We start from the raw sequence: 22,932 nt of genomic DNA, 5'->3' as shown, positions 1-22,932 counted from the left end.
TGGCGCCTGCCTGCCGGTTTCTTGGGGATTCTTGCCAGTAGGTCACATTGTTGGCCAAAAACCGGCCTGGTCCCGAGGTCTCCCCGATGACCGCCTGGCCACTCCGGTATCTTTTCCGCCATGTCACGGTCAGAGCGCCTCGTTCTAGCGGCGCGCTACCGGTTGGTCGCGGAAATAGGTCAGGGCGCCAACGGCACCGTGTGGAGAGGGCATGACGAACTCCTCGATCGCGCCGTGGCGATCAAGGAGCTCCGGCTCCCCGAGGACCTCACCGAGGACGACCGGGTGGTCTTCTACCGCCGCACCCTCCGGGAGGCGCGCGCGCCCGCGCAGCTGCGCACGCACTCCATCGTCGAGGTGTACGACGTGGTCATCGAGCAGGGCCGCCCCTGGATCGTGATGGAGATGATCGAGGCGCCCAGCCTCGAACAGCTCATCGAGCGCTCGGGCCCGCTGCCGCCCGAGCGGGTCGCGCACATCGGCCGCGCCCTGCTGGACGCGCTCAACACCGCGCACAAGGCCGGGATCGTCCACCGCGACCTCAAGCCCAGCAACGTGCTGCTGGACGGCGACCGCGTCGTCCTCACCGACTTCGGGCTCGCGTTCTCGTCCGGGTCGGCCAGCCTGACGAAGACGGGCCACTTCATGGGCTCGCCCGCCTACGTGGCGCCCGAGGTGGCCGCCGGCGAGAAGGCGACGCCCCGCTCCGACCTGTGGTCGCTCGGCGCGACGCTGTACGCCGCGCTGGAGGGCCGTCCGCCGTTCGAGCGCGAGAACGTGATGGCGACGCTGAGCGCGCTCGCCAACGAGTCCACCCCCGCCCCGCAGAACGCGGGCGGGCTCACCCCGGTGATCGTCGGGCTGCTGGAGAAGAACCCGACCCGCCGGCTCAGCCACGCCCGCGCGGTCGACCGGCTCGACCGCGCCGTCGCCGGGCCCCGGTCCGGACGCCGCGGCCACACGCCCCGTTACCGGCTGATGGTCGTGATCGGGCTCGTCGGCGCGACCGTCGCCTCCTGCGGGATCGGCGCCACCGCGCTCATCGTCGGGATGATGCGGGAGAGCCCTGGGGCGTCCCCGACGGGGGAGGCGTCCAGCCCGGCGGGCGGCGCGCAGGGCGTTCCGCCCGGCGTCGAGACCAGCACTCTGGTCGTCCGCGCCCGCAACGCCGTGTGCAAGGTCTTCGTGTCGGTCCCGGGCGGCGCCGTGCTCAGCGACGAGACCCTGCGGGAGGGCGAGGCCCGCCGGTATGACCAGCCGCGCCTCAACGCGGTGATCTACGACGCGTCCGCCTGCGACGTCTGGGTGAACGGCCTGCGCAAGCCCCTCGGCTCCCCCGGCGAGCGGAAGAACTACTCGCTCACCAAGGAGTGACGCGCCCCACCCCGGGGAATGCGGGAGCCACGTGCCCGGCTGCCATGAGTGGCGGCCACGGACGCGAAGGGGAGGCCTGGATGGGCGAGCAGGAGTTCCGCGTCGAGCACGACTCGATGGGCGAGGTCCGCGTGCCGCCGGCGGCGAAGTGGCGGGCGCAGACGCAGCGCGCGGTGGAGAACTTCCCGATCTCGGGACGGCCGCTGGAGGCGTCGCACATCGCCGCGCTCGGCCAGATCAAGGCCGCCGCGGCGACGGTGAACGCCGAGCTCGGGGTGCTGGACGACGACGTCGCCCGCGCGATCGCCGCCGCCGCCCGCGAGGTCGCCGACGGCAGGTGGGACGACCAGTTCCCCATCGACGTGTTCCAGACGGGGTCCGGGACGTCCTCGAACATGAACGCCAACGAGGTGGTGGCGACGCTGGCGCAGGAGCGGCTCGGTCGTCCCGTCCATCCGAACGACCATGTGAACGCGTCCCAGTCGTCGAACGACGTGTTCCCTTCGTCCATCCACATCGCGGCCACCGGCGCCGTCGTGAACGACCTGATCCCCGCGCTGCGCCATCTGGAGGCCGCCCTCGCGCGGAAGGCGGACGAGTTCCGGACCGTGGTCAAGTCGGGCCGCACCCACCTGATGGACGCGACGCCCGTGACGCTCGGCCAGGAGTTCGGCGGGTACGCGGCGCAGGTCGGGCACGGTGTGGAGCGGCTGGAGGCCGTCCTGCCGCGCCTGGCCGAGCTGCCGCTGGGCGGGACCGCGGTCGGCACCGGCATCAACACCCCGGACGGCTTCGGCGGCCGCGTCATCGCGGAGATCGCGCGGGCCACGGGCCTGCCGCTGACGGAGGCCCGCGACCACTTCGAGGCGCAGGGCGCGCGGGACGGCCTGGTCGAGGCGAGCGGCGCGCTCCGCACGGTCGCGGTGAGCCTCACCAAGATCGTCAACGATCTGCGCTGGATGGGCTCGGGCCCGCGCGCCGGGCTCGCCGAGATCCGGCTGCCCGACCTGCAGCCCGGCTCGTCGATCATGCCGGGGAAGGTGAACCCGGTGATCCCGGAGGCGGTCGCGCAGGTCGCCGCGCAGGTCATCGGGAACGACGCGGCGGTCGCGTTCGGCGGCGCGTCCGGCAGCTTCGAGCTCAACGTGATGCTGCCGATGCTGGCCCGCAACGTCCTGGAGTCGATCACCCTGCTCGCGAACGCGTCGCGGCTGCTCGCCGACCGCTGCGTGGACGGCATCGAGGCCGACGTCGAGAGAATGCGCGAGTACGCCGAGTCGTCGCCGTCGATCGTGACGCCGCTCAACCGGTACATCGGCTACGAGGAGGCGGCGAAGGTCGCCAAACAAGCACTGAGCGAACGCAGGACCATCCGCGAGGTCGTCCTGGAACGCGGCTACGTGGACGACGGGAAGCTGACCGTCGAGCAGCTCGACGCGGCGCTGGACGTGCTCGGAATGACGGGCTCGTCCAAGGGCGCGTCCCGGAGGTCCTCGTGACCGCCTGGGACGCGCTCGGGACGGGTCAGTACCAGCCGACCGACTGGGAGTGCGACCACGCGCCGCACGGGGTGTTGTAGCGGCCCTTGATGTAGCCGAGGCCCCACTTGATCTGCGTGGTGGCGTTGTTCTGCCAGTCGGGCCCGGCGCTGGCCATCTTGGAACCCGGATTGGCCTGCGGGATGCCGTACGCCTCGGACGAGGGGTTGTCCGCGTGCACGTTCCAGTGGCTTTCCTTGTTCCACAGCTTCACCAGGCAGCCGAACTGGCCGTCGCCGGTGAACCCGTACTTCGGCATCAGCCTCTTGGCGATCTCCTGCGCCTCGCCCGCCGGGACCGGGTCGCCGATCGGGCCGCCGCCGCCGTCCCCGCCCGGCTTCTTGGTCGGAACCGGCTTCCCCTTCGGGTGCAGGGACGGGGCCTCGCCCTGGTCCTGGCGCGTCGCGCGGGAGGCGCGGTCGAGGGCAAGCTTGCGCCGCTGCTCCTCCAGGACCTTCGGGTCGACCTTCGGCGCGGCGTCGGCGAGCTGCTTGGTGGGCTTGACGGTCGCGCCGTCGTCGCCGGAACCGCCGGTCAGCGCGAACGCGGCGACGGCGCCGCCGCCGATCACCACCGCCGCGCCGGCGGCGACGGCGACGATCCGCATGCCGTTGCGCCCGCCGGAACCTCCCCGCCCGGCGGAGGGGCGCTGCGCCCGGTGCCCGGACACGATCTCGTCGCGGGGCCCGTCTGCGGACGCGCCGATGCGGAACGGCTCGCCCGGAAGGGCCTGGAAGCCGAGCGTGTCACCGGCGGGAGCGCCACCGACCTGGGTGGCGCTCCCCGCGACCTTCACGTCGTCTTCGTGCGGCGCGGACGGCGGCCCCGCCTGCGTGGTGAACGGATCGTCCTGCGCGGGCGGCGCGAACGGATCGGCCTGCGCGAAGGGGCCGTCCTGCGCGGGCGGCCCGGGGGGCGTAGGCGGCGCCGCGAACGCGCCCGTGGCCTGGACGGGGATCTGGGGGGACGGGGGCTCCGGCGCCGGCATCGGCCGGCCCGGCGGGTGAGCCGCGCCCGTCCACGGCCCTTGGGGGTCGAAGTTCTGTCGTTCGTCTCGCCTAGGGGACCCTGGATGGTCTCCGTACAAGGCGGTCCTTCCGACGGTCGCACGCGCATGGACACGCGCCCGAGCTGCTTCACCCCTGGCCCGTCCGGCCGCCTGGAGGACTCGGCGACCCGGGCCCGGACCGGCGCCGTGCCCGCCGCGCGTGAGGGGACGCGCTCCGGCTCGGCACCGCTCGGGGGTGCTTACGGGGAGACACAATGCCTGAGGCCGAGGGAGGCTTCGCAACCGAAACGAGACGAAAGCTGCGGCTGGGACGATTGTCAACTCGCCGGGCGAACCACCGAAACCGCCACGGGACCAGGGGATCTCAGGCCTCGGGGACCAACCTGTGACCTTCATCACAAGCCCACGGTCCGGGGTTTACCGATCACGTTCCGTAGACAAGATCCCGGACGTTCTGAGACGACGAACCCCGGCGGGCCGCTCACACGGTACCGCCGGGGTTCGTATTGCGGCGCGTCAGCCGCCGACGTCGCCGAGGAGGTCGGTGACCAGAGCGGCGATCGGCGACCGCTCCGACCGCGTCAGCGTCACATGCGCGAACAGCGGGTGCCCCTTGAGCTTCTCCACCACGGCGGCGACGCCGTCGTGCCGCCCGACCCGCAGGTTGTCGCGCTGCGCCACGTCGTGCGTCAGGACGACCCGCGACCCCGCGCCGATCCGCGACAGCACGGTCAGCAGGACGCCGCGCTCCAGCGACTGCGCCTCGTCCACGATCACGAACGCGTCGTGCAGCGACCGGCCCCGGATGTGGGTGAGCGGCAGGACCTCCAACATGTCACGGTCCACGACCTCGTCGATGACGTCCGGGGTCGTCACCGCCGACAGGGTGTCGTAAACGGCCTGCGCCCACGGCGACATCTTCTCGTTCTCCGAGCCTGGCAGGTAGCCGAGCTCCTGGCCGCCGACCGCGTACAGCGGGCGGAACACCACGACCTTGCGGTGCTGCCGGCGCTCCATCACCGCCTCCAGGCCCGCGCACAGGGCGAGGGCCGACTTGCCGGTGCCGGCCCGGCCGCCGAGCGAGACGATGCCGACGTCCTCGTCCATCAGCAGGTCCAGCGCGATCCGCTGCTCCGCGGACCGGCCGCGCAGCCCGAACACCTCCCGGTCGCCGCGCACCAGCTTCACGGACTTGTCCGGCAGCGTCCGGCCGAGGGCCGAGCCGCGCTCCGACAGCAGCCGCAGCCCCGTGTGGCACGGCAGATCCCGCGCCTCCTCCACGTCCGCGGCGCCCGACTCGTACAGGTCCTCCACGACCCCGGCGGGCACCTCCAGCTCCCGCATGCCCGTCCAGCCGGACTCCACGACGGCCAGCTCCGCCCGGTACTCCTCGGCGGCGAGGCCGACCGCGGACGCCTTCACCCGCATCGGCAGGTCCTTGGAGACCAGGACGACGTCGCGTCCCTCGCGCGCCAGCCACGCCGCGACCGACAGGATGCGGGTGTCGTTGTCGCCGAGCCGGAACCCGTCCGGCAGCACGCTCGGGTCGGCGTGGTTCAGCTCGACCCGGATCGTTCCGCCCTGGTCGCCGAGCGGGCCGTCCACGGACACCGGCTCGTCCAGCCGGCCGTGCCGCAGGCGCAGGTCGTCCAGCATGCGCAGGGCCTGCCGGGCGAAGTATCCGAGCTCGGGGTGGTGGCGCTTGGCCTCGAGCTCGGAGATCACGACGATGGGGAGTACGACCTCGTGCTCGGCGAACCGGGTCAGCGCCCCCGGGTCGGCGAGCAGGACGCTGGTGTCGAGGACGTACGTGCGCCGGTCCGGAACGGACGTCCCGGAGGTGTCCCCAGACGGGCTGGGACGGCGCGCGGAGGTTGTGGCCACTCGATCTCCCTGGTGATGGGGGACGTACCAGTGAACACGTTTCGTCCGGCCTGTCCGCGCGGGCGTGGCCCGCCCGGACCTCCCGTGGACGAAAGGCGTCCATTGGCGCGCCGGTCCGCCGAGCGGGCGGTGGAGGCCGGATGACGGCCGTCAGGTACCGTAGCGCCGGTGCCGCGCGGCGTACGAGCGCATGGCCCGGAGGAAGTCGACCTTGCGGAAGTCCGGCCAGTGGACCTCGCAGAAGTGGAACTCCGAGTGGGCGCTCTGCCAGAGCATGAAGCCGGAGAGACGCTGCTCCCCCGAGGTGCGGATGACCAGGTCCGGATCCGGCTGGCCGCGCGTGTAGAGATGCTCCGCGATGTGCTCCACGTCGAGGATCTCGGCGAGTTCCTCGATGCTGGTGCCCCGGCTCGCCTGCTCGATGAGCAGTGAGCGCACCGCATCAGCGATCTCACGCCTACCCCCATACCCAACCGCGACGTTCACAATCAGGCCGGGTGCGTCCGATGTGGCCTCACCCGCGTCTTTCAGGACACGGGCGGTTTTATCGGGCAGCAGGTCGAGGGCGCCGACGGGCTTGACGTGCCAGCCGTCGGAGGCGAGCTTCCGGACGGTGTTCTCGATGATCTCCAGCAGCGGGTCCAGCTCGGCGGCCGGGCGGTTCAGGTTGTCGGTGGACAGCAGCCACAGCGTGACGTGCTCCACCCCCGCCTCCGCGCTCCACTGCAGCAGCTCGGAGATCTTCTGGGCGCCGCGCTGGTGCCCGGAGTTGACGTCCGCCAGGCCCATCGACCTGGCCCAGCGGCGGTTCCCGTCCAGGATCACGCCGACGTGGCGCGGCGTGACGTCCTTGGGCAGCGACGCCTCGACCCGGTGCTCGTACATCCGGTAGACGACATCGCGGACGGCCGCGTACGGGCCGCTGCGCCGAATGGCGGAGGTCAGCCGTCCACCGGCCGTCCGCATGCCGGTGCGCGGCTTTTCCGTACGCCGAACCCCCATGTGGGCTTCCCTTCGAGCGGCCGTCCCTGGCGGGAGAACGCTCAATTATGGCCCGACGGCGCTACTTATCTCACCGTTCCCGTCATGTCAGGCTAATGCGCGGGACGCTCCGGACTTACCATTTGGCCTGCTCCGGCCCGGTCGGCTTCCCTCAGCAACTCAGCGAGGAACCGGGCGAGGTCGGCGGAGGTGAGGACGGCGCGGACGCCGCGCCCGCTCGCGCCCCATGCCTCGATGACGGCCCGGCGCGCGACCCGCCACCGTCCGGACGCGGACTGCTGCCGTCCGACCCACATCGAGGACGTCCGCAGCGCGCAGCGCAGCTCGCCGGTGCTCACCACGTCGCCGCGGTCGCGGTAGCGGAACGCGAACAGCTCGGGTTCGCGGGCCGCGCCGCCGGCGGGCGGCTCCGGGAACCGGTCGTCGGGGTCGGGCCAGCGGACGGCCTGCGGGGACCCGTCGGCCCTGGCCTCGGCCACCCGGACGGCGAGATCGGCCAGGAAGTACCCGCACCGCTCCCCCACCGCGCCGAACGAGTCGCCGTCGCGCCACAGCTCCAGCGTGACCTCGAACGGGTTGCCGCCGCGGTCGAGCGAGGCGACGGGCACCACGGCGAGGTCGGAGCCGTCCAGGCAGCGCAGCCCGTGCACCACCCGACCACCACCCCTCCTCGCCGTCCGCGGCCGTCCGCGCGGACGGCCGCATGAAGGCACAGTAGAGCAGGCCGGCACCATGATCACACCCAGTGATCATTGAGATCCGGTAATGAAGCCGGGGTCAGGCCCGGGGCCCGGCGGCGCGGGCGCGTTCGACGTGCTGCAGCGCCGAGCGCAGCTCGGACAGCCATTCGTCGGTGTTCTTGCCGACGAGCCGCACGCACCAGGCGAGCGCGTCGCTGCGGCTGCGGGCGACGCCGGCCTCGACGAGGGTGTCCAGGACGCGGCGCTCGGGCTGCCGGAGCCGGGTCATGACGGGCACCGACAGGGTGGTGAACATCTCCCGCTCGCCGCCGCACTCGACGCCCCAGGAGACCTTGTGGCCGAAGCGCCGTTCGGCCTCGCGGGCGATGGCGATGCGCCGGTCGCGGGTCTCCTCGCGGAACCGCTGGATGTGGCCGGCGATCGCGCCGGCCCGCTCCGCCTCGGACGTCTCCGCCGCCTCGGCGGCGGGCGGTTCGGGGAGGCGGCCGACGACGCTGACCTCCTCGCGGTCGAGGACGACCTCCGGCGGCCCCTCGAACCAGCCGTCGGGGAGCCGTCCGGAGAACCAGCCGCGGAGCTGCTCCGCCGCTTCACTCGTACTCATGTAATCAAAATTACAACCCTGCGGGCGCAGACGCCAGCCCCGAGGGTCATCGATATCGCATAAGGAGGTCGGGGCGTTCGATCAAGCGGCGAGCGGAACCTGGAGCCGCTCGGCCGCGGCTGCCCGCTCTGACCGGCGGGCGGGCCGCCGGTTCAGCGGCCCAGGCCGTTGGCGATCTTGGGGCTCACCCGGACGGCGCCGCGCATGTTGCGGGTGTAGACGTCCTGCACCTGGACCACGGTGCCGCGCCTCGGGGCGGCCAGCATCTTGCCCTTCCCGAGGTAGAGCGCGATGTGGGAGATGTAGCCGGGCGCGGTCGGGTCGTTGGCCCAGATGAGCATGTCGCCCGGCTCGGCCTTGCTGTACGGGACGACCCATCCGACGCGCGCCTGGTCGGCGGCGACGCGCGGGAGCCTGATGCCCGCCTTGGCGAAGGCGTACTGCATGAGGCCCGAGCAGTCGTAGCCGCCCTCCTGCTCGGACTCGCCGCCCCACACGTACGGCCAGCCGAGCCGGGTGTAGGCGGCCTTGATCACCGTCCGGACCTGCCGGGCGTTCATGACCTGGCCGTTGGCGGTGGGCACGTCCCCGGCCACCGGGTAGTCGATCTCCGGGTTGACCTCGACGGCCTTGGTGTTCTTCGGCAGGACCTTGCGGAGCTTCTTGATGAACGTCTTCGGCTCGGTCTTCGGGACGCTGATCAGCATCGCGTTGCCGGTGGGCATGCCGAGAGCCTGCGCGGTGGTGCGCGAGACGACCGCGTCGACGTCGCCGATGCCCATCGTCGCGTACGCGCCCACGCGCAGCGGCGACTGGGTCCGCCTGCCGCCGACGGGGACCTGGCTGCCGAGCTTCACGCCGCCGTCGTTGCCCATCGTGAAGGAGATCGCGACGTCGCCGGCCGCCACGTTGCGCCACAGCGCGTCCGACCTGGCGGTCGGCTTCGGCGTGTAGTTGCGGAACGTGGACGGGTCGACGCCCATCAGCCCGACCCGCTTGCCCGCGACCATGCCCTGCACGGCGTCCACGACCTCGACGCCCTTCACGCTCTTGGCGCCGCGCACCTTCGCGACCAGGTCGGCCGGGAGGGTGGACGGCGCGGCGACGAGGATGTGCGGGGTGAGCCGCCTGCCCTGGGGCGCGACGGCGGCGGGCGAGATGCGGGTGCTGTCGGACGCGGCCACGAACTGGGCGCGCTGCTCGCCGCCACGGGCCGTCGCGGGGCCGTCGTCACCGCGCGCCACCAGGACGGCGACGTTGGCGCCGAGTGTCGTCAGCACTGAAACGCCGATGATCGTCGGAAGGGCCCGGCGGTTCGGCTTTCCCACTGCCACACTCCTCGAAAGGTCGCCCTGTCTGACGGTCGCACGTGCTCCGGGACCGACTATGGCGCAGCCGCCCGGCCACCGTCCAGATACCCGGCGGGCCGGCGGCCACCCTCGTCCGGACGGCCCCGTTGGGTCAGCCTCAGTCCTGCTACCCAGTGGTAACACCAAGCGGATACGAGATCAAGGTCACGCTGCCACAAAATGGACCTGTCGTCCAATGTCCCTTGTCAGCCCATTTGTCCGAGCAATTCTCGCGTCAGCTCGGCCGGGGACGTCACCGGCCGCCGGCAGACGAACCCGCGGCACACGTACGCCGACGGGACGCCGTCCACCATCCCGCGCCCCTCCAGCAGCGGGACGCCCTCCGCGTCCGGCGGGCCCACGCTCACCACCGCGCCCGGCGCGACCGCCATCAGCGCCGTCCGATGCAGCGCGCGGGTGCGCTCGTCCTCCGGATCGCCGATCACCGCGATCTCCACCGGGCCCGCCGCCCGCGCCTCCGCCACGGCCAGGCCCCAGCCGGCGAACCGCGCGTGCTTGTCGGCGAGCGTGCCCGCCGGGGCGAGCGCCGCCTCCGCGGACTGCCGGTGCCAGTCCGACGCGGTGAGCGCGGCGAACGACAGCAGCGCGCCCGCCGCGGCGAACTGCCCCGACGGGGCCGCGTTGTCGGTCGGGTCCTGCGGGCGCCGGAAGAGCCGCTCCGCGTCGTCGGCGGTGTCGTAGAACCCGCCGGACCCGTCCCCGAACCGTTCCAGGACGGTGTTCAGCAGCTCGCCGGCGAGCCGCACATGCCGCGGGTCTCCGGTGACGCCGTGCAGAGCGAGCAGTCCCTCGGCGACGTCCGCGTAGTCCTCCAGGACGCCGACGTTCGCGCCCGCCACCCCGGCCCGCGACGTCCGCGCCAGGCGTCCCTCACGCAGATGCACGTCGACCAGCAGCCGCGCCACTTCCTCGGCCTCCCGGACGAGGTCCGGACGGTCGAACAGCGCCCCGCATTCGGCCAGCGCAGCGATCGCGAGCCCGTTCCAAGCCGCCACGACCTTGTCGTCCCTTGCGGGCGGGATCCTGTGTGCGCGCGCCGACAGCAGTGCCGTCCGGACGCGCTCGTACCGTTCGACGTCATCCGGGTCGTTGAGAAGCTGCAGTACAGACGTCCCGTGCTCGAACGTCCCGGTCACCTCGAAAAGGCTCTCCGCGAATGCGCCGTCTTCGTCCCCCAGCACCTCGCGCAGTTGCGCGGGCGTCCAGACGTAGTACTTGCCTTCGACGCCTTCGCTGTCGGCGTCGAGCGCGGAGGCGAGGCCGCCTTCGTCCGTCCGCAGGTCGCGGAGCATCCAGTCGCACGTCTCCAGGGCCACCCGCCGCGCGAAGGGCGTCCCGGTGAGCCGCCACCAGTGGGCGTAGACGCGCGCCAGCAGCGCGTTGTCGTAGAGCATCTTCTCGAAGTGCGGGACGACCCAGCGATCGTCCACCGAGTACCGGGCGAACCCGCCGCCGAGCTGGTCGTACATCCCGCCCCGCGCCATCGCCTCCAGGGTGTGCGCGGCCATGCCGAGCGCCTCGTCGTCCCCCGTCCGCGCGTGATGCCGCAGCAGGAACTCCAGCGCCATCGACGGCGGGAACTTCGGCGCGCCCCCGAACCCGCCGCGCGCCGCGTCGTACGACGCGGCCAGCACCTTCACCGCGTGCGCGAGCATCTCCTCGCCCGGGGCGTCCGTGCCCGCGAGCCCCGACCCGCGCGAGGTGAGCGCGTCGACGACCTGCCGCCCCTGGCCCACCACCTCGTCGCGCTGCTCCGTCCACGCCTTGTGGACGGCCTGCAGCAGCGCCCGGAACTGCGCCCGCGGGAAATACGTCCCGCAGTAGAACGGATGCCCGTCCGGGGTCATGAACACCGTCATCGGCCACCCGCCCTGGCCCGTCATGGCCTGGGTCGCCTCCATGTAGACGGCGTCGATGTCCGGCCGCTCCTCCCGGTCCACCTTGATGTTCACGAACAGTTCGTTCATGATCCGCGCGGTCTCGTCGTCCTCGAACGACTCGTGCGCCATCACATGGCACCAATGGCAGGCCGCGTATCCGACGGAGAGAAGGACGGGGACGTCGCGCCGCCGTGCCTCGGCGAACGCCTCGTCGCCCCACTCCCACCAGTCGGCCGGGTTGCCCGCGTGCTGCAGCAGGTACGGGCTTGTCGCGTCCTTGAGCCGGTTCATGCCACCGATCCTGCCCGATACGGACGCGCCCTCACGCCCTCAGCCCGACCGGCGCGCAAGCTCAGCGAGCGCGGGTTCTATCGCGCGGTGGAAGGTCGGGTAGGCGTAGATCATTTCGCGGAGGACGGCCGTGGGGGTCTCGGTGTGGACGGCGACGGACAGGAAGCCGAGGATCTCGCCTCCGGACGGGCCCGCGGCCGTGGCGCCGACGAGGGTGCCCCATTCGGTGTTCTCGACGAGCTTGATGAAGCCGTCGTTGCCGACCTTGTGGATCCAGCCCCGCGACGACTCCGGGATCTGCGACATGCCGGTGCGGACGGGAAGGTTCTGGTCGCGCGCCTGGGCCTCGGTGAGCCCGACCAAGGCGATCTCAGGATCGGTGAACGTGACGCGAGGCACAGCGCGATAGGCGGCGGGCGAGCCCTCCTCACCGAGAATGTCCCGGACGGCGATGGCCGCCTGGTACATGGACACGTGCGTGAACGCGCCCATGCCCGTGATGTCACCGATCGCCCATACGCCGTCGGCGGCGCGGAGGTGACCGTCCACGGGAACGCTGCGCGCGTTCTCGTCCAGGCCGACGTGCTCAAGGCCGAGACCCTTCAGGTTGGGACGGCGGCCGGCCGCGACGAGCAGGCGGTCGGCGGTGAGGGCCTCGTCGCCTAGATGCATGGTGAATTCGCCGTTCTCGTACGTGACGGCGGTGACGTTCACGCCCGTGCGGACGCCGATGCCCTCGCGTTCGAAGACGTCGCGGATCAGGGCGCTGGACTCCGGTTCCTCGTTGAGGAGGAGGCGGTCGGCGGCCTCGACGACCGTGACGCGGCCGTCGAAGCGGGAGAAGACCTGCGCCATCTCGGCGCCCACGACGCCGCCGCCGAGCACGATGAGCGACTCGGGGACCTCGGTCGCCTGGACGGCCTCGCGGTTCGTCCAGTACGGGGTGCCGGCGAGCCCGTCGATGGGCGGGGCCGTGGGCGATGTGCCCGTGTTGAGGACGATCCCGCGGCGCGCGCGGAACACCCGGTCGTTCACCGTCACCTCGTGGGGGCCGGTGATGCGGCCCTCGCCCCGGACGAGCGTCGCGCCCTTGCCGGTGAGGCGGTCGGCGGCGGTCTTGTCGTCCCACGAGTCGGTGGCCTCGTCGCGGATCCGGGCCGCGACCGGCGCCCAGTCGGGACGGACGTCCGCGTCGCCCGCCATCCCCGGAACGCGGCCGCCGTCCGCGAGGAGCCCGGCGGCCCGCACCATCATCTTGGTGGGCACGCAGGCGTAGTACGGGCATTCGCCGCCGACCAGCCGCGACTCCACCGCGACCACGGACAGGCCCGCCTCGGCGAGCCTCCCCGCCGCGTCCTCGCCGCCGGGTCCGAGACCGATCACCACGACATCGACTTCGTCAGCCATGCCTGGACTCCTGCCCACGATCAGCTTCGGTTAGGCGGGCCTCTTCGCTTCGCCGGGCCGGTGCGCGGCGGGGCATCGGGATCCGGTCCAGGTCGTGGACGAGGGTGATGTCGCCGCTGAACTGGGCGGACGCCTCGTCCAGGAAACGGCGCCCGTCCTCGGCGCGGTACCTCTCGGAGAAATGCGTCAGAACGAGTTGCCGGGCGCCCGCGTCCGCCGCCGCCTTGGCCGCCTGCCGCGCAGTGAGGTGGCCGTACTCGGCGGCCAGCGCGGCGTCCTGGTGGAGGAACGTGGACTCGATGACGAGCAGGTCGACCCCGTCGGCCAGTTCCCGGACGCCGTCGCAGAGCCGGGTGTCCATGACGAACGCGACCTTCTGCCCGGGACGGCGGGTGCTGCAGTCGTCGAGCGTGACCGTCCGGCCGTCCGGGACGGTGACGCGGCCGTCCTCCTGGAGCCGCCGGACCAGCGGGCCGCGCACTCCCCTCGCGGCGAGTTCGCCGGGCAGCATCGTCACGCCGTCCGGCTCCTCCAGCCGGTACCCGTACGCCTCCACCGGATGGGACAGGCGCCGCGCGACCAGCCTGAACGGAGCGTCGCCGGTATCGAGCTCCATCTCCTCGCCCGAGACCGGGTGTTCGCGGATGACGTCGGTGTCGCGGAAGACGGCCGCGTGCCGCAGCCGCTCCCAGTACCGCGCGCCGCTCGCCGGGAACGCCGCGTCCACCGGGTGGTCGACGCCGTCGCGGGCGATGCGCTGGACCACGCCGGGGACGCCGAGGCAGTGGTCGCCGTGGAAGTGGGTCACGCAGATCCAGGTCACGTCGTGCGCGGAGACCCCGGCGCGCGTCATCTGCCGCTGCGTGCCCTCGCCCGGGTCGAACAGCAGGCCGTGGCCGTCCCAGCGCAGCAGGTACCCGTTGTGGTTGCGGGCCTTGGTGGGCACCGCGCTGGCCGAGCCCAGGACGATCAGATCGCGCACCGACATGCCCCCATGGTGCCGCCCGAGCCCCCGGGTAAGCGCTTGGTTATGCTGTGCGCGTCGTCGACCGAGGTGGGTGCCCCGTGGCCGCAGGGAAGCGCGAGAAGATCCGGATGACGCCGGACGAGGTGGCGTCCTATCTCGCCGCCAACTTCAAGGTCCAGGTCGCCACGGTCGGCAGGTACGGCGCGCCGCACCTCGTCACGATGTTCTACGCGCTGCTCGACGGCAAGATCGCGTTCACCACGTACCGGGCGTCGCAGAAGGTGCTGAACCTGCGCCGCGACCCGACCATGACGTGCCTGGTCGAGGACGGCGTGGAGTACGGCGAGCTGCGCGGCGTCGCCCTCTACGGCCGCGGCGCCGTCATCGAGGACCCGGAGCCGCGGTCGAAGGTCGGCATGGTGGTCGGCTCCCGCATGGCGGGGCTTCCCGTGCCCGAGATCGGCGAGCCGATCGACCCGGTCGTCGCCGAGGGCATCGAGCAGGCGATCGCCAAGCGCGTCCTCATCGTCATGGAACCCGACCGCATCGTCAGCTGGGACCACGGCAAGCTGTAGGCGCGGGCAAGCCATAGCGCGTGTCAGCCCTGAACGCGGGTCAGTCCAGGGTCGCGCGGCGGGCGGCGAGCGGGGCGGCCTTCGGGCTGGAAATCGACTCGTACAGTTCGACGGCGCGGTCCAGGGCTGCGCCCTCGGCGGCGCGGTCGCCGCGCTGGCGGGACGCGTCGGCGATGTGGACGAACATGACCGCCTCCTGGTCGGCGGCGTCCTGCTTCCGCATGATCTCCAGGGCCTGCCCGAAGAAGTTGGTCGCCGCGACCGGGCGGCGAGCGCGCAGGTACGCCTCGCCGAGACTCGCCAGCGCGCGGGCCCGGTTGTAGTCGTCCGGTTCGGGGAGGGCCGCGAACTCGTCCGGGAGGGGGCCGAGCAGGTCGATGGCGCGGTCGAGGTCGCCCGTCATGGTGAGCGCGCGGGCGAGGTTGTGGCGGGCCATCAGGATCGCGTGCGGGTCGCCGTCGTCTTCGGCGCCGCGCAGGCCGTCCTGCAGCGTCTCGACGGCCTCCGCCCAGCGCTCCCGCTCCAGCAGCGCCAGCCCCTCGGCCTCCGGCACCCCTTCGCCGCCCGCCGCGTCCCGCCCGCCGGTGGCCGTGGCGGCGAGGTAGTGGTCGAGGACGCGGCGGAGCGCGGCGTCCCGTCCGGCCGCGGTCTCCTCGCGTTCCGCCAGCTCGCGGGCGTGGCCGCGCAGCGGTCCCGGCAGGCTGAACCGGGCCTGTTCGGACGGGTCGCCGGACGCGGCGGCGAGCCCCCGCTGCACGAGCGTCTCCAGCAGCTCGCGGGCCTCGGCTTCGGGGACGTCCGCCAGCGCCGCGGCCGCCGCGAGCCCGATGTCGTCGCCGGGATGCAGGCCCAGCAGCCTGAACAGCCGGGCCGCCGCCGGGCCGAGGCCCTGGTAGGCGTCCTCGAAGTTCGCGCGCACGTCGTGGGTCCTCCCCGGACGCGCCCGGATCCAACCGGCCGTCAACCTGCCTTCAGCGGCCCGCCGCTCCCGTTTCAGGACTCGTCGTCGTCCGCCGACGGCGTCCCGGCCTTCTCGATCTTCGCCGCGTCGCCGGTGGTCGCAGGGATCGCGGCGGTCGCGGCCTTTTCGGCCTCGGCGCGCTCCCACTCCTGCTGCTTCAGGTCCGCTTCCCGCGGCGCCTGGATCTTCTTCAGCTGCTTGTTCATCGAGCGGAGGAGGAACACCGTCGCGACGGCCAGGGCGACGAAGACCGCGAGGCCCAGGACGCCGGGACTGACGGTGTCGTCGTTCAGCGGGACGTCGGCGAGCACGGGCACTACAGACACACCCTCTCCCGGACGCCGGCGAACAGGTCGTCCTCCGGCAGTTCAGTGTCGACCAGGGACCTGGCCAAATGGTAGTCCTCGGTGGGCCATGCCTCGCGCTGCACGTCCAGCGGGACGACGAACCAGAACCCGTTGGGGTCGATCTGGGTGGCGTGGGCGAGCAGGGCGCGGTCCCTGGTCTCGAAGTGGTCGGCGCAGGGGACGCGCGTCGTCACGTCCCAGCTCGCGCGCTTCTCCTTCTTCTCCTCGAAGCCCTCCAGCCATTCGGCGTACGGCGACTCCAGGCCGGCGTCCTCCATGGCGGTGTGCAGGGCGAGGATCCGCTCCTTGCTGAACGTCATGTGGTAGTAGAGCTTCAGCGGCTGCCACGGCTCGCCGGTGCCCGGGTAGCGCTCCGGGTCGCCCGCCGCCTCGAACGCCTCCACCGACACCTCGTGGCACTTCACGTGGTCGGGATGCGGGTAGCCGCCCTTCTCGTCGTAGGTCAGCATCACGTGCGGGCGGAAGTCGCGGACGGCGCGCACCAGCGGCTCGGACGCCGACTCCAGCGGCTCCAGCGCGAAGCAGCCGTCCGGCAGCGGGGGCGGCGGGTCGCCCTCGGGGAAGCCGGAGTCGACGAAGCCGAGCCAGCTCTGCCGGACGCCGAGGATCTCCCGGGCCCGCGCCATCTCCGCCTCACGGACCTTGCCGATGTCGGCCTTGACCTCGGGACGGTCCATCGCCGGGTTCAGGATGTCGCCGCGCTCGCCGCCCGTGCAGGTGACGACGAGGACCTCGACGCCCTCGGCGACGTACTTCGCCATCGTGGCCGCGCCCTTGCTGGACTCGTCGTCGGGGTGGGCGTGCACCGCCATGAGCCGCAGCGGCTCATCGCCCCCGCCCGTCCGCGCGCGCGCCGCCTCCTCTATGACCGCCGCCTCGTCACTGACCGCCGTACCGCCGCCGACGGCCGGCGCATCGTCGTTGACCGCCGTATCGATGACCTCGGACACGTAGGGATCTCCTGTTCGGACCGTGATGAGCGGACCCCGGTTCGAGGCACGCGCGATGACAGACGAGAATTGTCCCTGACAACGTCCGCCCACCGCACGGAGATTCCCCGCCATGACGACGAGCCTGTCGAAACCAGCGGCGTCCGACGACTCCGGGCGGGGCCCCGCCGCGACCCCGCGCGGACGCGCCGGGCTGGTCGTGATCGGCGTCGTGACCGCGCTGGCCGCGGGAGGCTTCGGGATCATCGCGGCCTACGCGGGCCAGACGCCGGGCATCGTCGCGCAGACCGTCACCTATGACATCGCCGACACCGGCGTCGAGATCAACTATTCGGTGGCGAAGGGCAAGGACGACGAGGTCCGATGCACCGTCGACGCCTTCGACGAGAACTTCACGGTGCTCGGCGCGCAGGAGGTCACCGTGCCCGCCGGAAAGTCCAGCGTGGACGGGACGGCGACGCTCCAGACCCCCCGCCGGGCCACCGGGGCGAGGATCCACGGCTGCCGCGCCGTCTGAAGGGCCCGTCCGGCGAGACGGCCCCGGCCGGGCGCCCCTACGCCCGGTGAAGGACGAAACACAACTGACGGATTGCAGACGTCGTGTTCAGGGAACCTTTACTCGAACACACCGGATAGGCTAGAGGTTTCACCTGGCCGCACTTCATGTCGATGTGACACCCGCTCCACGGCGGGCGGGCGAGATCGCAACATGTGGATGAGGAGTACCCGTGACCGAGACCCGCGCTGACAACGTCACCTGGCTGACCCAGGAGGCGTACGACCGGCTCAAGAACGAACTTGAGCACCTGTCGGGCCCGGGCCGCATCGAGATCGCGCAGAAGATCGAGGCGGCGCGGGAGGAAGGCGACCTGCGCGAGAACGGCGGCTACCACGCGGCCAAGGAGGAACAGGGCAAGATCGAGGGCCGGATCCTCCAGCTCCAGGGCATCCTGGAGAACGCCCGCGTCGGGGAGGCGCCCCGCACCGAGGGCGTCGTCGGTCCGGGCATGACCGTCACGGTCTCCTTCGAGGGCGACGACGAGGAGGTCACGTTCCTGCTCGCGTCCCGCGAGGAGGTCGGCGCCCCCATCGACGTGTACTCCCCCAAGTCGCCGCTCGGCGCGGCCATCAACGGCAAGAAGGTCGGCGACAAGGCCACCTACACCCTGCCGAACGGCCGCGGCATGACCGTCGAGATCATCGACGCGACCCCCTACGGCGCCGGCTGACCCTGCGCGCCTTCACGGGCGCGCGCCTTCACGAGCTCCCACGCGATAGGTGACGGCCGAGGCCGGGCGATCTCCATCCGAGTCGCCCGGCCTCACCACGTCTCACGGTGGACCCGAGCCCGCGTGGCGGGAGGGGTCTCCGGCTCGTGCCGGGCGTTGCGTGGAGGCGCTCTGCTGGGTGGACGTTGCCCGCTGGGTGGACACAGCCCGCTGGGTGGACGCCGCGCGGACCAGCGGGAGCGTCCGGTACGGCACCTGCGTGGCCAGCGAGATCACCGACGACGCACGTTCCACGCCCGCCACGTCCACGATCACGTCGATGACGCGCTGCAGGTCGGTGTTGCTGCGCGCCACGACCCGGCACAGCATGTCGCCGGGGCCGGTGATCGTGTGCGCCTCGATCACCTCCGGCACCTGCGCGAGCCGCGCCCCCACCGGGTCGTGCCCGCCCGCCTGCCTGAGTTGCAGCGTCACGAAGGCCGTGACGCCGTAGCCGAGCGCCGCCGCGTCGATCTCCGGGCCGTACCCGGCGATGACGCCGTCCCGGGCGAGCCGGTCGAGCCGCGCCTGGACGGTCCCGCGCGCCACCTTGAGCCGCCTGGACGCCTCCAGCACGCCGATGCGGGGCTGGGCGGTGAACAGCTCGATCAGGCGTCCGTCCAGCTCGTCGATCGCCACGCGCCCCTCCGGCTCCTCGCTCCCGCTCATGGTCAGGATGTACAGACCGTCCGGCGGTCACCGCACCTGACTGTACAGATTGACCAGCGATTCAATCCACTCTTGCGCACCTTGTAGGCGCATGTCGAGATTGGGTGGTATGGATGAGTTTCCGGTCAAGGGCATGGACGCCGTCGTCTTCGCCGTCGGCAACGCCAAGCAGGCGGCGCACTACTACTCGACCGCGTTCGGCATGCGCAGGGTCGCCTACCGCGGCCCGGAGAACGGCAGCCCCGACGAGGCCGTGCACGTGCTGGAGTCGGGCAGCGCCCGGTTCGTGTTCCGCGGCCCGGTGAAGGCCGACACCGAGATCGGCCGGCACGTCGCCGCGCACGGCGACGGCGTGGTCGACCTCGCGATCGAGGTCCCCGACGTCCACGCCGCCTACCGGCACGCGGTCGCGAAGGGCGCCACGGGGCTGGAGGAGCCGCACGTCCTGGAGGACGACCACGGCAAGGTGACGATCGCGGCGATCGCCACGTACGGCGAGACGCGGCACTCGCTGGTCGACCGGTCCAACTACTCCGGCCCGTACCTGCCGGGGTTCGTGTCCGCCGACCCCATCGTCGCGCCGCCGGAGAAGAGGTTCTTCCAGGCGATCGACCACTGCGTCGGCAATGTCGAGCGCATGGACGAGTGGGCCGAGTACTACCACCGGGTCATGGGCTTCACCGACATGGCGGAGTTCGTCGGCGACGACATCGCGACCGAGTACTCGGCGCTGATGTCCAAGGTCGTCGCGGACGGCACCCGCAAGGTGAAGTTCCCGCTGAACGAGCCGGCGGAGAGCAAGCGCAAGTCGCAGATCGACGAGTACCTGGAGTTCTACGGCGGGCCTGGCGTCCAGCACATCGCGCTCGCCACCAACGACATCCTCGCGACCCTCGACCAGATGCGGGCCGCGGGCGTCGAGTTCCTGGAGAGCCCCGACTCCTACTACGAGGACCCCGAGCTGCGCGAGCGCATCGGCGAGGTGCGGGTCCCGATCGAGGAGCTGCAGAAGCGCCGGATCCTGGTCGACCGGGACGAGGACGGCTACCTGCTGCAGATCTTCACCAAGCCCGTCCAGGACCGGCCGACGGTGTTCTTCGAGCTGATCGAGCGGCACGGCTCGCTCGGCTTCGGCAAGGGCAACTTCAAGGCGCTGTTCGAGGCGATCGAGCGGGAGCAGGAGCTCCGCGGGAACCTCTGAGACCATCCACAGCTCGGGGGGTGACCGGCCCTGGACGCGCCCGCGTCCAGGGTCGGTAGCCATCAGAAGGCCCCTCATACCAGAACACCGTGTTCACCGGGGCACTGTGTTTAACGGCACACTGTGGGCCATGAGCGAACCGCCTGAGAACCCCCGGCCCGCGGGCGGCGACAGGGAGCCCCCTGAACCGCAGGTCGACGCCGCGCCCGAAACCGACGCCCCCGCGGCGGACACCCCCACCGCCGCCGCCTCTTCCCCCGCGTCCCCGGAGACTCCTCCAGAGGGCACGCCCGAGCGTCCGCCGCCGTATCAGGGCACGTACGGCGCCCAGCCCGGCCAGGCGCCTCCCCCGCCGCCGGCCGGTCATGCCCCGCCGGCCGGTCAAGGCCTGCCCGCCTACCCGCAGCAGCCCGGCTACGGAGCGCCCCAACCCGGCTACGGCCCACCTCAGCCGGGGTACGGCCCTCCCGGGCAGCCGCATCCCGGATACGGCGGGCCGCAGGACATGCTTGCGGGACGCGGCGCGCGGCTCGGCGCGGGAATCCTGGACGGCCTGCTCCTCAGCGTCCTGGCGGTGCCCGCCGTCCTGTCCTCCATCCGCTGGGACAAGATGGAGGAGTCCATCGAGTCCGGCGAGCCGATCGCCGACCCGCTGGACCTCTACAACATCCCGAGGCTGCTGGTCGGCTACGTCATCGTGTTCCTGGTGGGCTTCGCGTACTACACGATCATGCACGCGAAATGGGGCCAGACGCTGGGCAAGAAGGCGGTCGGCATCCGGCTGGTGAAGGCGTCCGACTATTCGGCGGTGTCCTGGGGGCAGGCCATCGGCAGGCAGGCGTTCGTCTACGCCATCACGCTCACCACGGCGACGCTCAACCTCCTCAACCCCGCGGCGGGCATCCTCGGGCTCGCCGGCCTGCTCGACACGGCGTGGATCCTGTGGGACGAGCGCCGGCAGGCCCTCCACGACAAGGTGGCGAAGACGGTGGTGGTGAAGGCGGCGCCGTGGATGCCGAACCCGTACGCCCGCAAGTGAGCGCCGCCGTCCGGACGGCCCTTTGATCATTTACTGATCATCCGTGGGCAAACATTGCGCTGACCCCGGACGCGGCGAGGTTTGGACGGCTGCGGCACGGCCACCCTGACGGCATGACGCAACCGCCGAACGACCCCGCGTCCGGGGGAGAGCCGGACGACCGGCAGCACGGCCAGCAGCGACCCGAACGCCCTGGACCGTACGGCGGCCCGCCCTACGGACAGGAGCCCCAGGGCGGCGAGCAACAGCCGTACGGTCAGCAACCGCCCTACGGACAGCAGCAACCGCCCTATGGTCAGCAGCAGCCGTACGGCGGACAGCAGCAGCCCTACGGTCAGCAACCCCCGTACGGGCAAGAGCCGTACGGACAGCAGCCGTACGGCCAGGATCCCTACGGGCAGCAGCCGTATGGGCAGCAACAGCCCTATGGGCAGCAGGGGTACGGGGCCGCGCCCGCGTACGGCGGCGGCATGGGCGGCTACGCCGATCCGTCCGAGGGGCTGGCGAGCCGCTGGGCACGGCTGGGCGCCGCCATCGTCGACCTCATCCTCGTCGGGATCGTGTCGGGCCTGATCTCGATCCCGTTCATGGACTGGGACCGCGTGTTCGACCCGGAACCCGGCGACTCGTTCTACAGCGGCGGGCAGACGGCGGCGAACGGGATCGGCATCGTCCTCGGGTTCCTCTACTACTGGCTGATGCACGCCAAGTGGGGGCAGACGCTCGGCAAGATGCTGCTGCGGATCCGCGTCGTCCGGGAGCACGACCGGCAGGCGATCACCACCGGCCAGGCCGCGGGCCGGTCGGCGTTCTACAGCGTGCTGGGCGGCGTCTGCGGGTGCATCGGGCTGATCGACGTCCTGTGGATCCTCTGGGATCCGCGCAAGCAGGCCCTGCACTGCAAGGTGGCGCGCACCGTCGTCGAGAAGGCCGCGCCGCACCTTCCCAACCCCTACGCCCACCGCTGAACCCCTAGACGCACGGCTGACCGGATGACCGAGTTGCCGGTTAGGGCCCGGCACGGGCAGGCTGGGCAGCGTGCATATGGCCGGAAACTCCCCCAGCCCTCGCCGCACCGGCGCGCGAGCCCTGTCCCGGAACGCGGGACGGTCCCGTGACGCGCGGCTGTTCCGCGGCGGCGCGGGGCTGGCCGCGCTCGCCGTCGCGGGGTCGCTGACCGCGTCCTGCCAGCTCTCCCCCTTCGACGACGGCGGGAAGGAGGGCTCCGGCCCGCCGCCGGCCCCGGCCGCGACCGGTCCGGTGGGGCCGACGACGGCGGGCGACCGGTACGTGCCGGGCGACGGCAACGGCGGCTACGACGTCCAGCACTACGCGCTGAAGCTGAAGATCACGCCGAACGGCCCGGCGCAGCTGGACGGCACGGCGACGATCACCGCGGTCGCGACCGAGCGGCTCGCCCGGTTCAACCTCGACCTGACCGGGCTTGAGGTGTCGTCGATCACGGTGGACGGCGCCCCGGCGCGGCAGCAGCGCGGCGGCAGCGAGCTGGAGGTCACGCCGGCGAAGGCGCTGGAGAAGGGCGCGAAGTTCACGACCGTCGTCGCGTACTCGGGGACGCCGGAGCCGGTGTCGGACCCGGTGCTCGGCACCTACGGCTGGATCCGCACGCCGGACGGGGTGTTCGTGGCGTGCCAGCCGAGCGGCGCGCACACCTGGTTCCCGAGCAACGACCATCCGAGCGACAAGGCCACGTTCGACTTCGAGCTGACGGTGCCGCCGGGCCTCACCGCGATCGCCAACGGCGAGCCGGAGACGCCGCCGACCGGCTCCGGCGGCGACCCAGGCCTGCCGGGCGGGCCGCCGAGCCTGCCCGGCGCGCCGCCCGGCCTGCCGAGCGGCCCGCCCACCGAGCC

Annotated in this window: 21 protein-coding genes and 1 pseudogene; 9 read left to right on the top strand and 13 right to left on the bottom strand. The window is 72.0% G+C overall.

The features are described from left to right. The first annotated feature begins 120 nt into the window (after positions 1–120). The gene (locus tag E1287_RS44845) at positions 121–1,374 is read left to right on the top strand and encodes a serine/threonine-protein kinase (RefSeq protein ID WP_207934395.1); all 1,254 of its coding nucleotides are present in this window, start codon (positions 121–123) and stop codon (positions 1,372–1,374) included. Between the two features lie 80 nt (positions 1,375–1,454). Beyond that, positions 1,455–2,873 (top strand): class II fumarate hydratase, encoded by a 1,419-nt coding sequence (locus E1287_RS22860; RefSeq protein ID WP_131967089.1) that lies wholly within the window; start codon positions 1,455–1,457, stop codon positions 2,871–2,873. Between the two features lie 25 nt (positions 2,874–2,898). On the opposite strand, the gene E1287_RS45790 is transcribed toward E1287_RS22860, so the two are convergent. The 9 genes from E1287_RS45790 to E1287_RS22815 all read right to left on the bottom strand — a co-directional run bounded on the left by E1287_RS45790 (position 2,899) and on the right by E1287_RS22815 (position 14,048). After that, positions 2,899–3,900, bottom strand: a complete 1,002-nt coding sequence (locus E1287_RS45790) for a lytic transglycosylase domain-containing protein (protein WP_243719335.1) — start codon at positions 3,898–3,900, stop codon at positions 2,899–2,901. Between the two features lie 537 nt (positions 3,901–4,437). Next, the gene (locus E1287_RS22850; protein WP_131967088.1) at positions 4,438–5,805 is read right to left on the bottom strand and encodes a PhoH family protein; all 1,368 of its coding nucleotides are present in this window, start codon (positions 5,803–5,805) and stop codon (positions 4,438–4,440) included. Positions 5,806–5,955: 150 nt separating this feature from the next. Then, positions 5,956–6,771 (bottom strand): isoprenyl transferase, encoded by an 816-nt coding sequence (locus tag E1287_RS22845; RefSeq protein WP_131967108.1) that lies wholly within the window; start codon positions 6,769–6,771, stop codon positions 5,956–5,958. A gap of 128 nt (positions 6,772–6,899) precedes the next feature. Further along, on the bottom strand, positions 6,900–7,460 hold the full coding sequence (locus E1287_RS22840; protein ID WP_243719334.1) for a hypothetical protein: 561 nt from the start codon (positions 7,458–7,460) through the stop codon (positions 6,900–6,902). A 124-nt stretch (positions 7,461–7,584) separates the two neighbouring features. Continuing rightward, complete coding sequence (locus E1287_RS22835) at positions 7,585–8,112, bottom strand: hypothetical protein (RefSeq protein ID WP_131967087.1); 528 nt, start codon at positions 8,110–8,112, stop codon at positions 7,585–7,587. Positions 8,113–8,264: 152 nt separating this feature from the next. After that, positions 8,265–9,440, bottom strand: a complete 1,176-nt coding sequence (locus tag E1287_RS22830; RefSeq protein ID WP_131967086.1) for a C40 family peptidase — start codon at positions 9,438–9,440, stop codon at positions 8,265–8,267. A 227-nt stretch (positions 9,441–9,667) separates the two neighbouring features. Beyond that, on the bottom strand, positions 9,668–11,653 hold the full coding sequence (locus E1287_RS22825; RefSeq protein WP_131967085.1) for a thioredoxin domain-containing protein: 1,986 nt from the start codon (positions 11,651–11,653) through the stop codon (positions 9,668–9,670). Between the two features lie 39 nt (positions 11,654–11,692). Continuing rightward, a complete protein-coding gene (locus E1287_RS22820; protein ID WP_131967084.1) occupies positions 11,693–13,060 on the bottom strand; it encodes an NAD(P)/FAD-dependent oxidoreductase in 1,368 nt (455 codons plus the stop codon). Beyond that, positions 13,053–14,048 carry a ribonuclease Z gene (locus E1287_RS22815; RefSeq protein WP_131967083.1) on the bottom strand — a complete coding sequence of 332 codons (996 nt, stop codon included), beginning with the start codon at positions 14,046–14,048 and terminating at the stop codon, positions 13,053–13,055. The genes E1287_RS22820 and E1287_RS22815 overlap by 8 nt, the downstream gene beginning before the upstream one ends. A 77-nt stretch (positions 14,049–14,125) precedes the next feature. On the opposite strand from E1287_RS22815, the gene E1287_RS22810 reads away from it, so the two are divergent. Continuing rightward, positions 14,126–14,602 (top strand): pyridoxamine 5'-phosphate oxidase family protein, encoded by a 477-nt coding sequence (locus E1287_RS22810; RefSeq protein WP_131967082.1) that lies wholly within the window; start codon positions 14,126–14,128, stop codon positions 14,600–14,602. A gap of 40 nt (positions 14,603–14,642) precedes the next feature. Here the strand turns inward: E1287_RS22810 and E1287_RS22805 are convergent, their stop codons facing one another. The 3 genes from E1287_RS22805 to mca form a co-directional block, all read right to left on the bottom strand. Continuing rightward, positions 14,643–15,521: a tetratricopeptide repeat protein gene (locus tag E1287_RS22805; RefSeq protein WP_131967081.1), complete on the bottom strand. Its 879-nt coding sequence runs from the start codon at positions 15,519–15,521 to the stop codon at positions 14,643–14,645. Positions 15,522–15,595: 74 nt separating this feature from the next. Then, complete coding sequence (locus tag E1287_RS22800) at positions 15,596–15,889, bottom strand: hypothetical protein (protein ID WP_207934394.1); 294 nt, start codon at positions 15,887–15,889, stop codon at positions 15,596–15,598. Then, positions 15,880–16,743, bottom strand: coding sequence for a mycothiol conjugate amidase Mca (mca, locus tag E1287_RS22795; RefSeq protein WP_131967106.1), 864 nt, complete (start codon positions 16,741–16,743; stop codon positions 15,880–15,882). The genes E1287_RS22800 and mca overlap by 10 nt, the downstream gene beginning before the upstream one ends. Before the next feature lie 250 nt (positions 16,744–16,993). Between mca and E1287_RS22790 the strand changes: the two genes are divergently transcribed. Both E1287_RS22790 and greA read left to right on the top strand, forming a co-directional pair. After that, positions 16,994–17,398 carry a DUF4307 domain-containing protein gene (locus E1287_RS22790; RefSeq protein ID WP_131967080.1) on the top strand — a complete coding sequence of 135 codons (405 nt, stop codon included), beginning with the start codon at positions 16,994–16,996 and terminating at the stop codon, positions 17,396–17,398. Positions 17,399–17,609: 211 nt separating this feature from the next. Then, positions 17,610–18,110, top strand: a complete 501-nt coding sequence (greA, locus tag E1287_RS22785; RefSeq protein WP_131967079.1) for a transcription elongation factor GreA — start codon at positions 17,610–17,612, stop codon at positions 18,108–18,110. Between the two features lie 102 nt (positions 18,111–18,212). Here greA and E1287_RS22780 read toward each other — a convergent pair whose 3' ends face one another. Continuing rightward, positions 18,213–18,818, bottom strand: coding sequence for an Lrp/AsnC family transcriptional regulator (locus E1287_RS22780; RefSeq protein ID WP_131967078.1), 606 nt, complete (start codon positions 18,816–18,818; stop codon positions 18,213–18,215). 109 nt (positions 18,819–18,927) lie between these two features. Here E1287_RS22780 and hppD point away from each other — a divergent pair, with 109 nt between their 5' ends. The 4 genes and pseudogenes from hppD to E1287_RS22760 all read left to right on the top strand — a co-directional run. After that, positions 18,928–20,019 (top strand): 4-hydroxyphenylpyruvate dioxygenase, encoded by a 1,092-nt coding sequence (hppD, locus tag E1287_RS22775; protein ID WP_207934393.1) that lies wholly within the window; start codon positions 18,928–18,930, stop codon positions 20,017–20,019. Between the two features lie 130 nt (positions 20,020–20,149). Continuing rightward, positions 20,150–21,058: an RDD family protein gene (locus tag E1287_RS46395; protein ID WP_131967076.1), complete on the top strand. Its 909-nt coding sequence runs from the start codon at positions 20,150–20,152 to the stop codon at positions 21,056–21,058. Positions 21,059–21,171: 113 nt separating this feature from the next. Next, on the top strand, positions 21,172–22,026 hold the full coding sequence (locus tag E1287_RS22765) for an RDD family protein (protein ID WP_131967075.1): 855 nt from the start codon (positions 21,172–21,174) through the stop codon (positions 22,024–22,026). A 76-nt stretch (positions 22,027–22,102) separates the two neighbouring features. Then, a pseudogene (locus tag E1287_RS22760) lies at positions 22,103–22,932 on the top strand (M1 family metallopeptidase); the annotation flags it as partial.

The sequence above is a fragment of the Actinomadura sp. KC06 genome (assembly GCF_004348735.1).
Taxonomy (GTDB): Bacteria; Actinomycetota; Actinomycetes; order Streptosporangiales; family Streptosporangiaceae; genus Spirillospora.
This window is presented reverse-complemented; position numbering and strand designations above follow the sequence as displayed.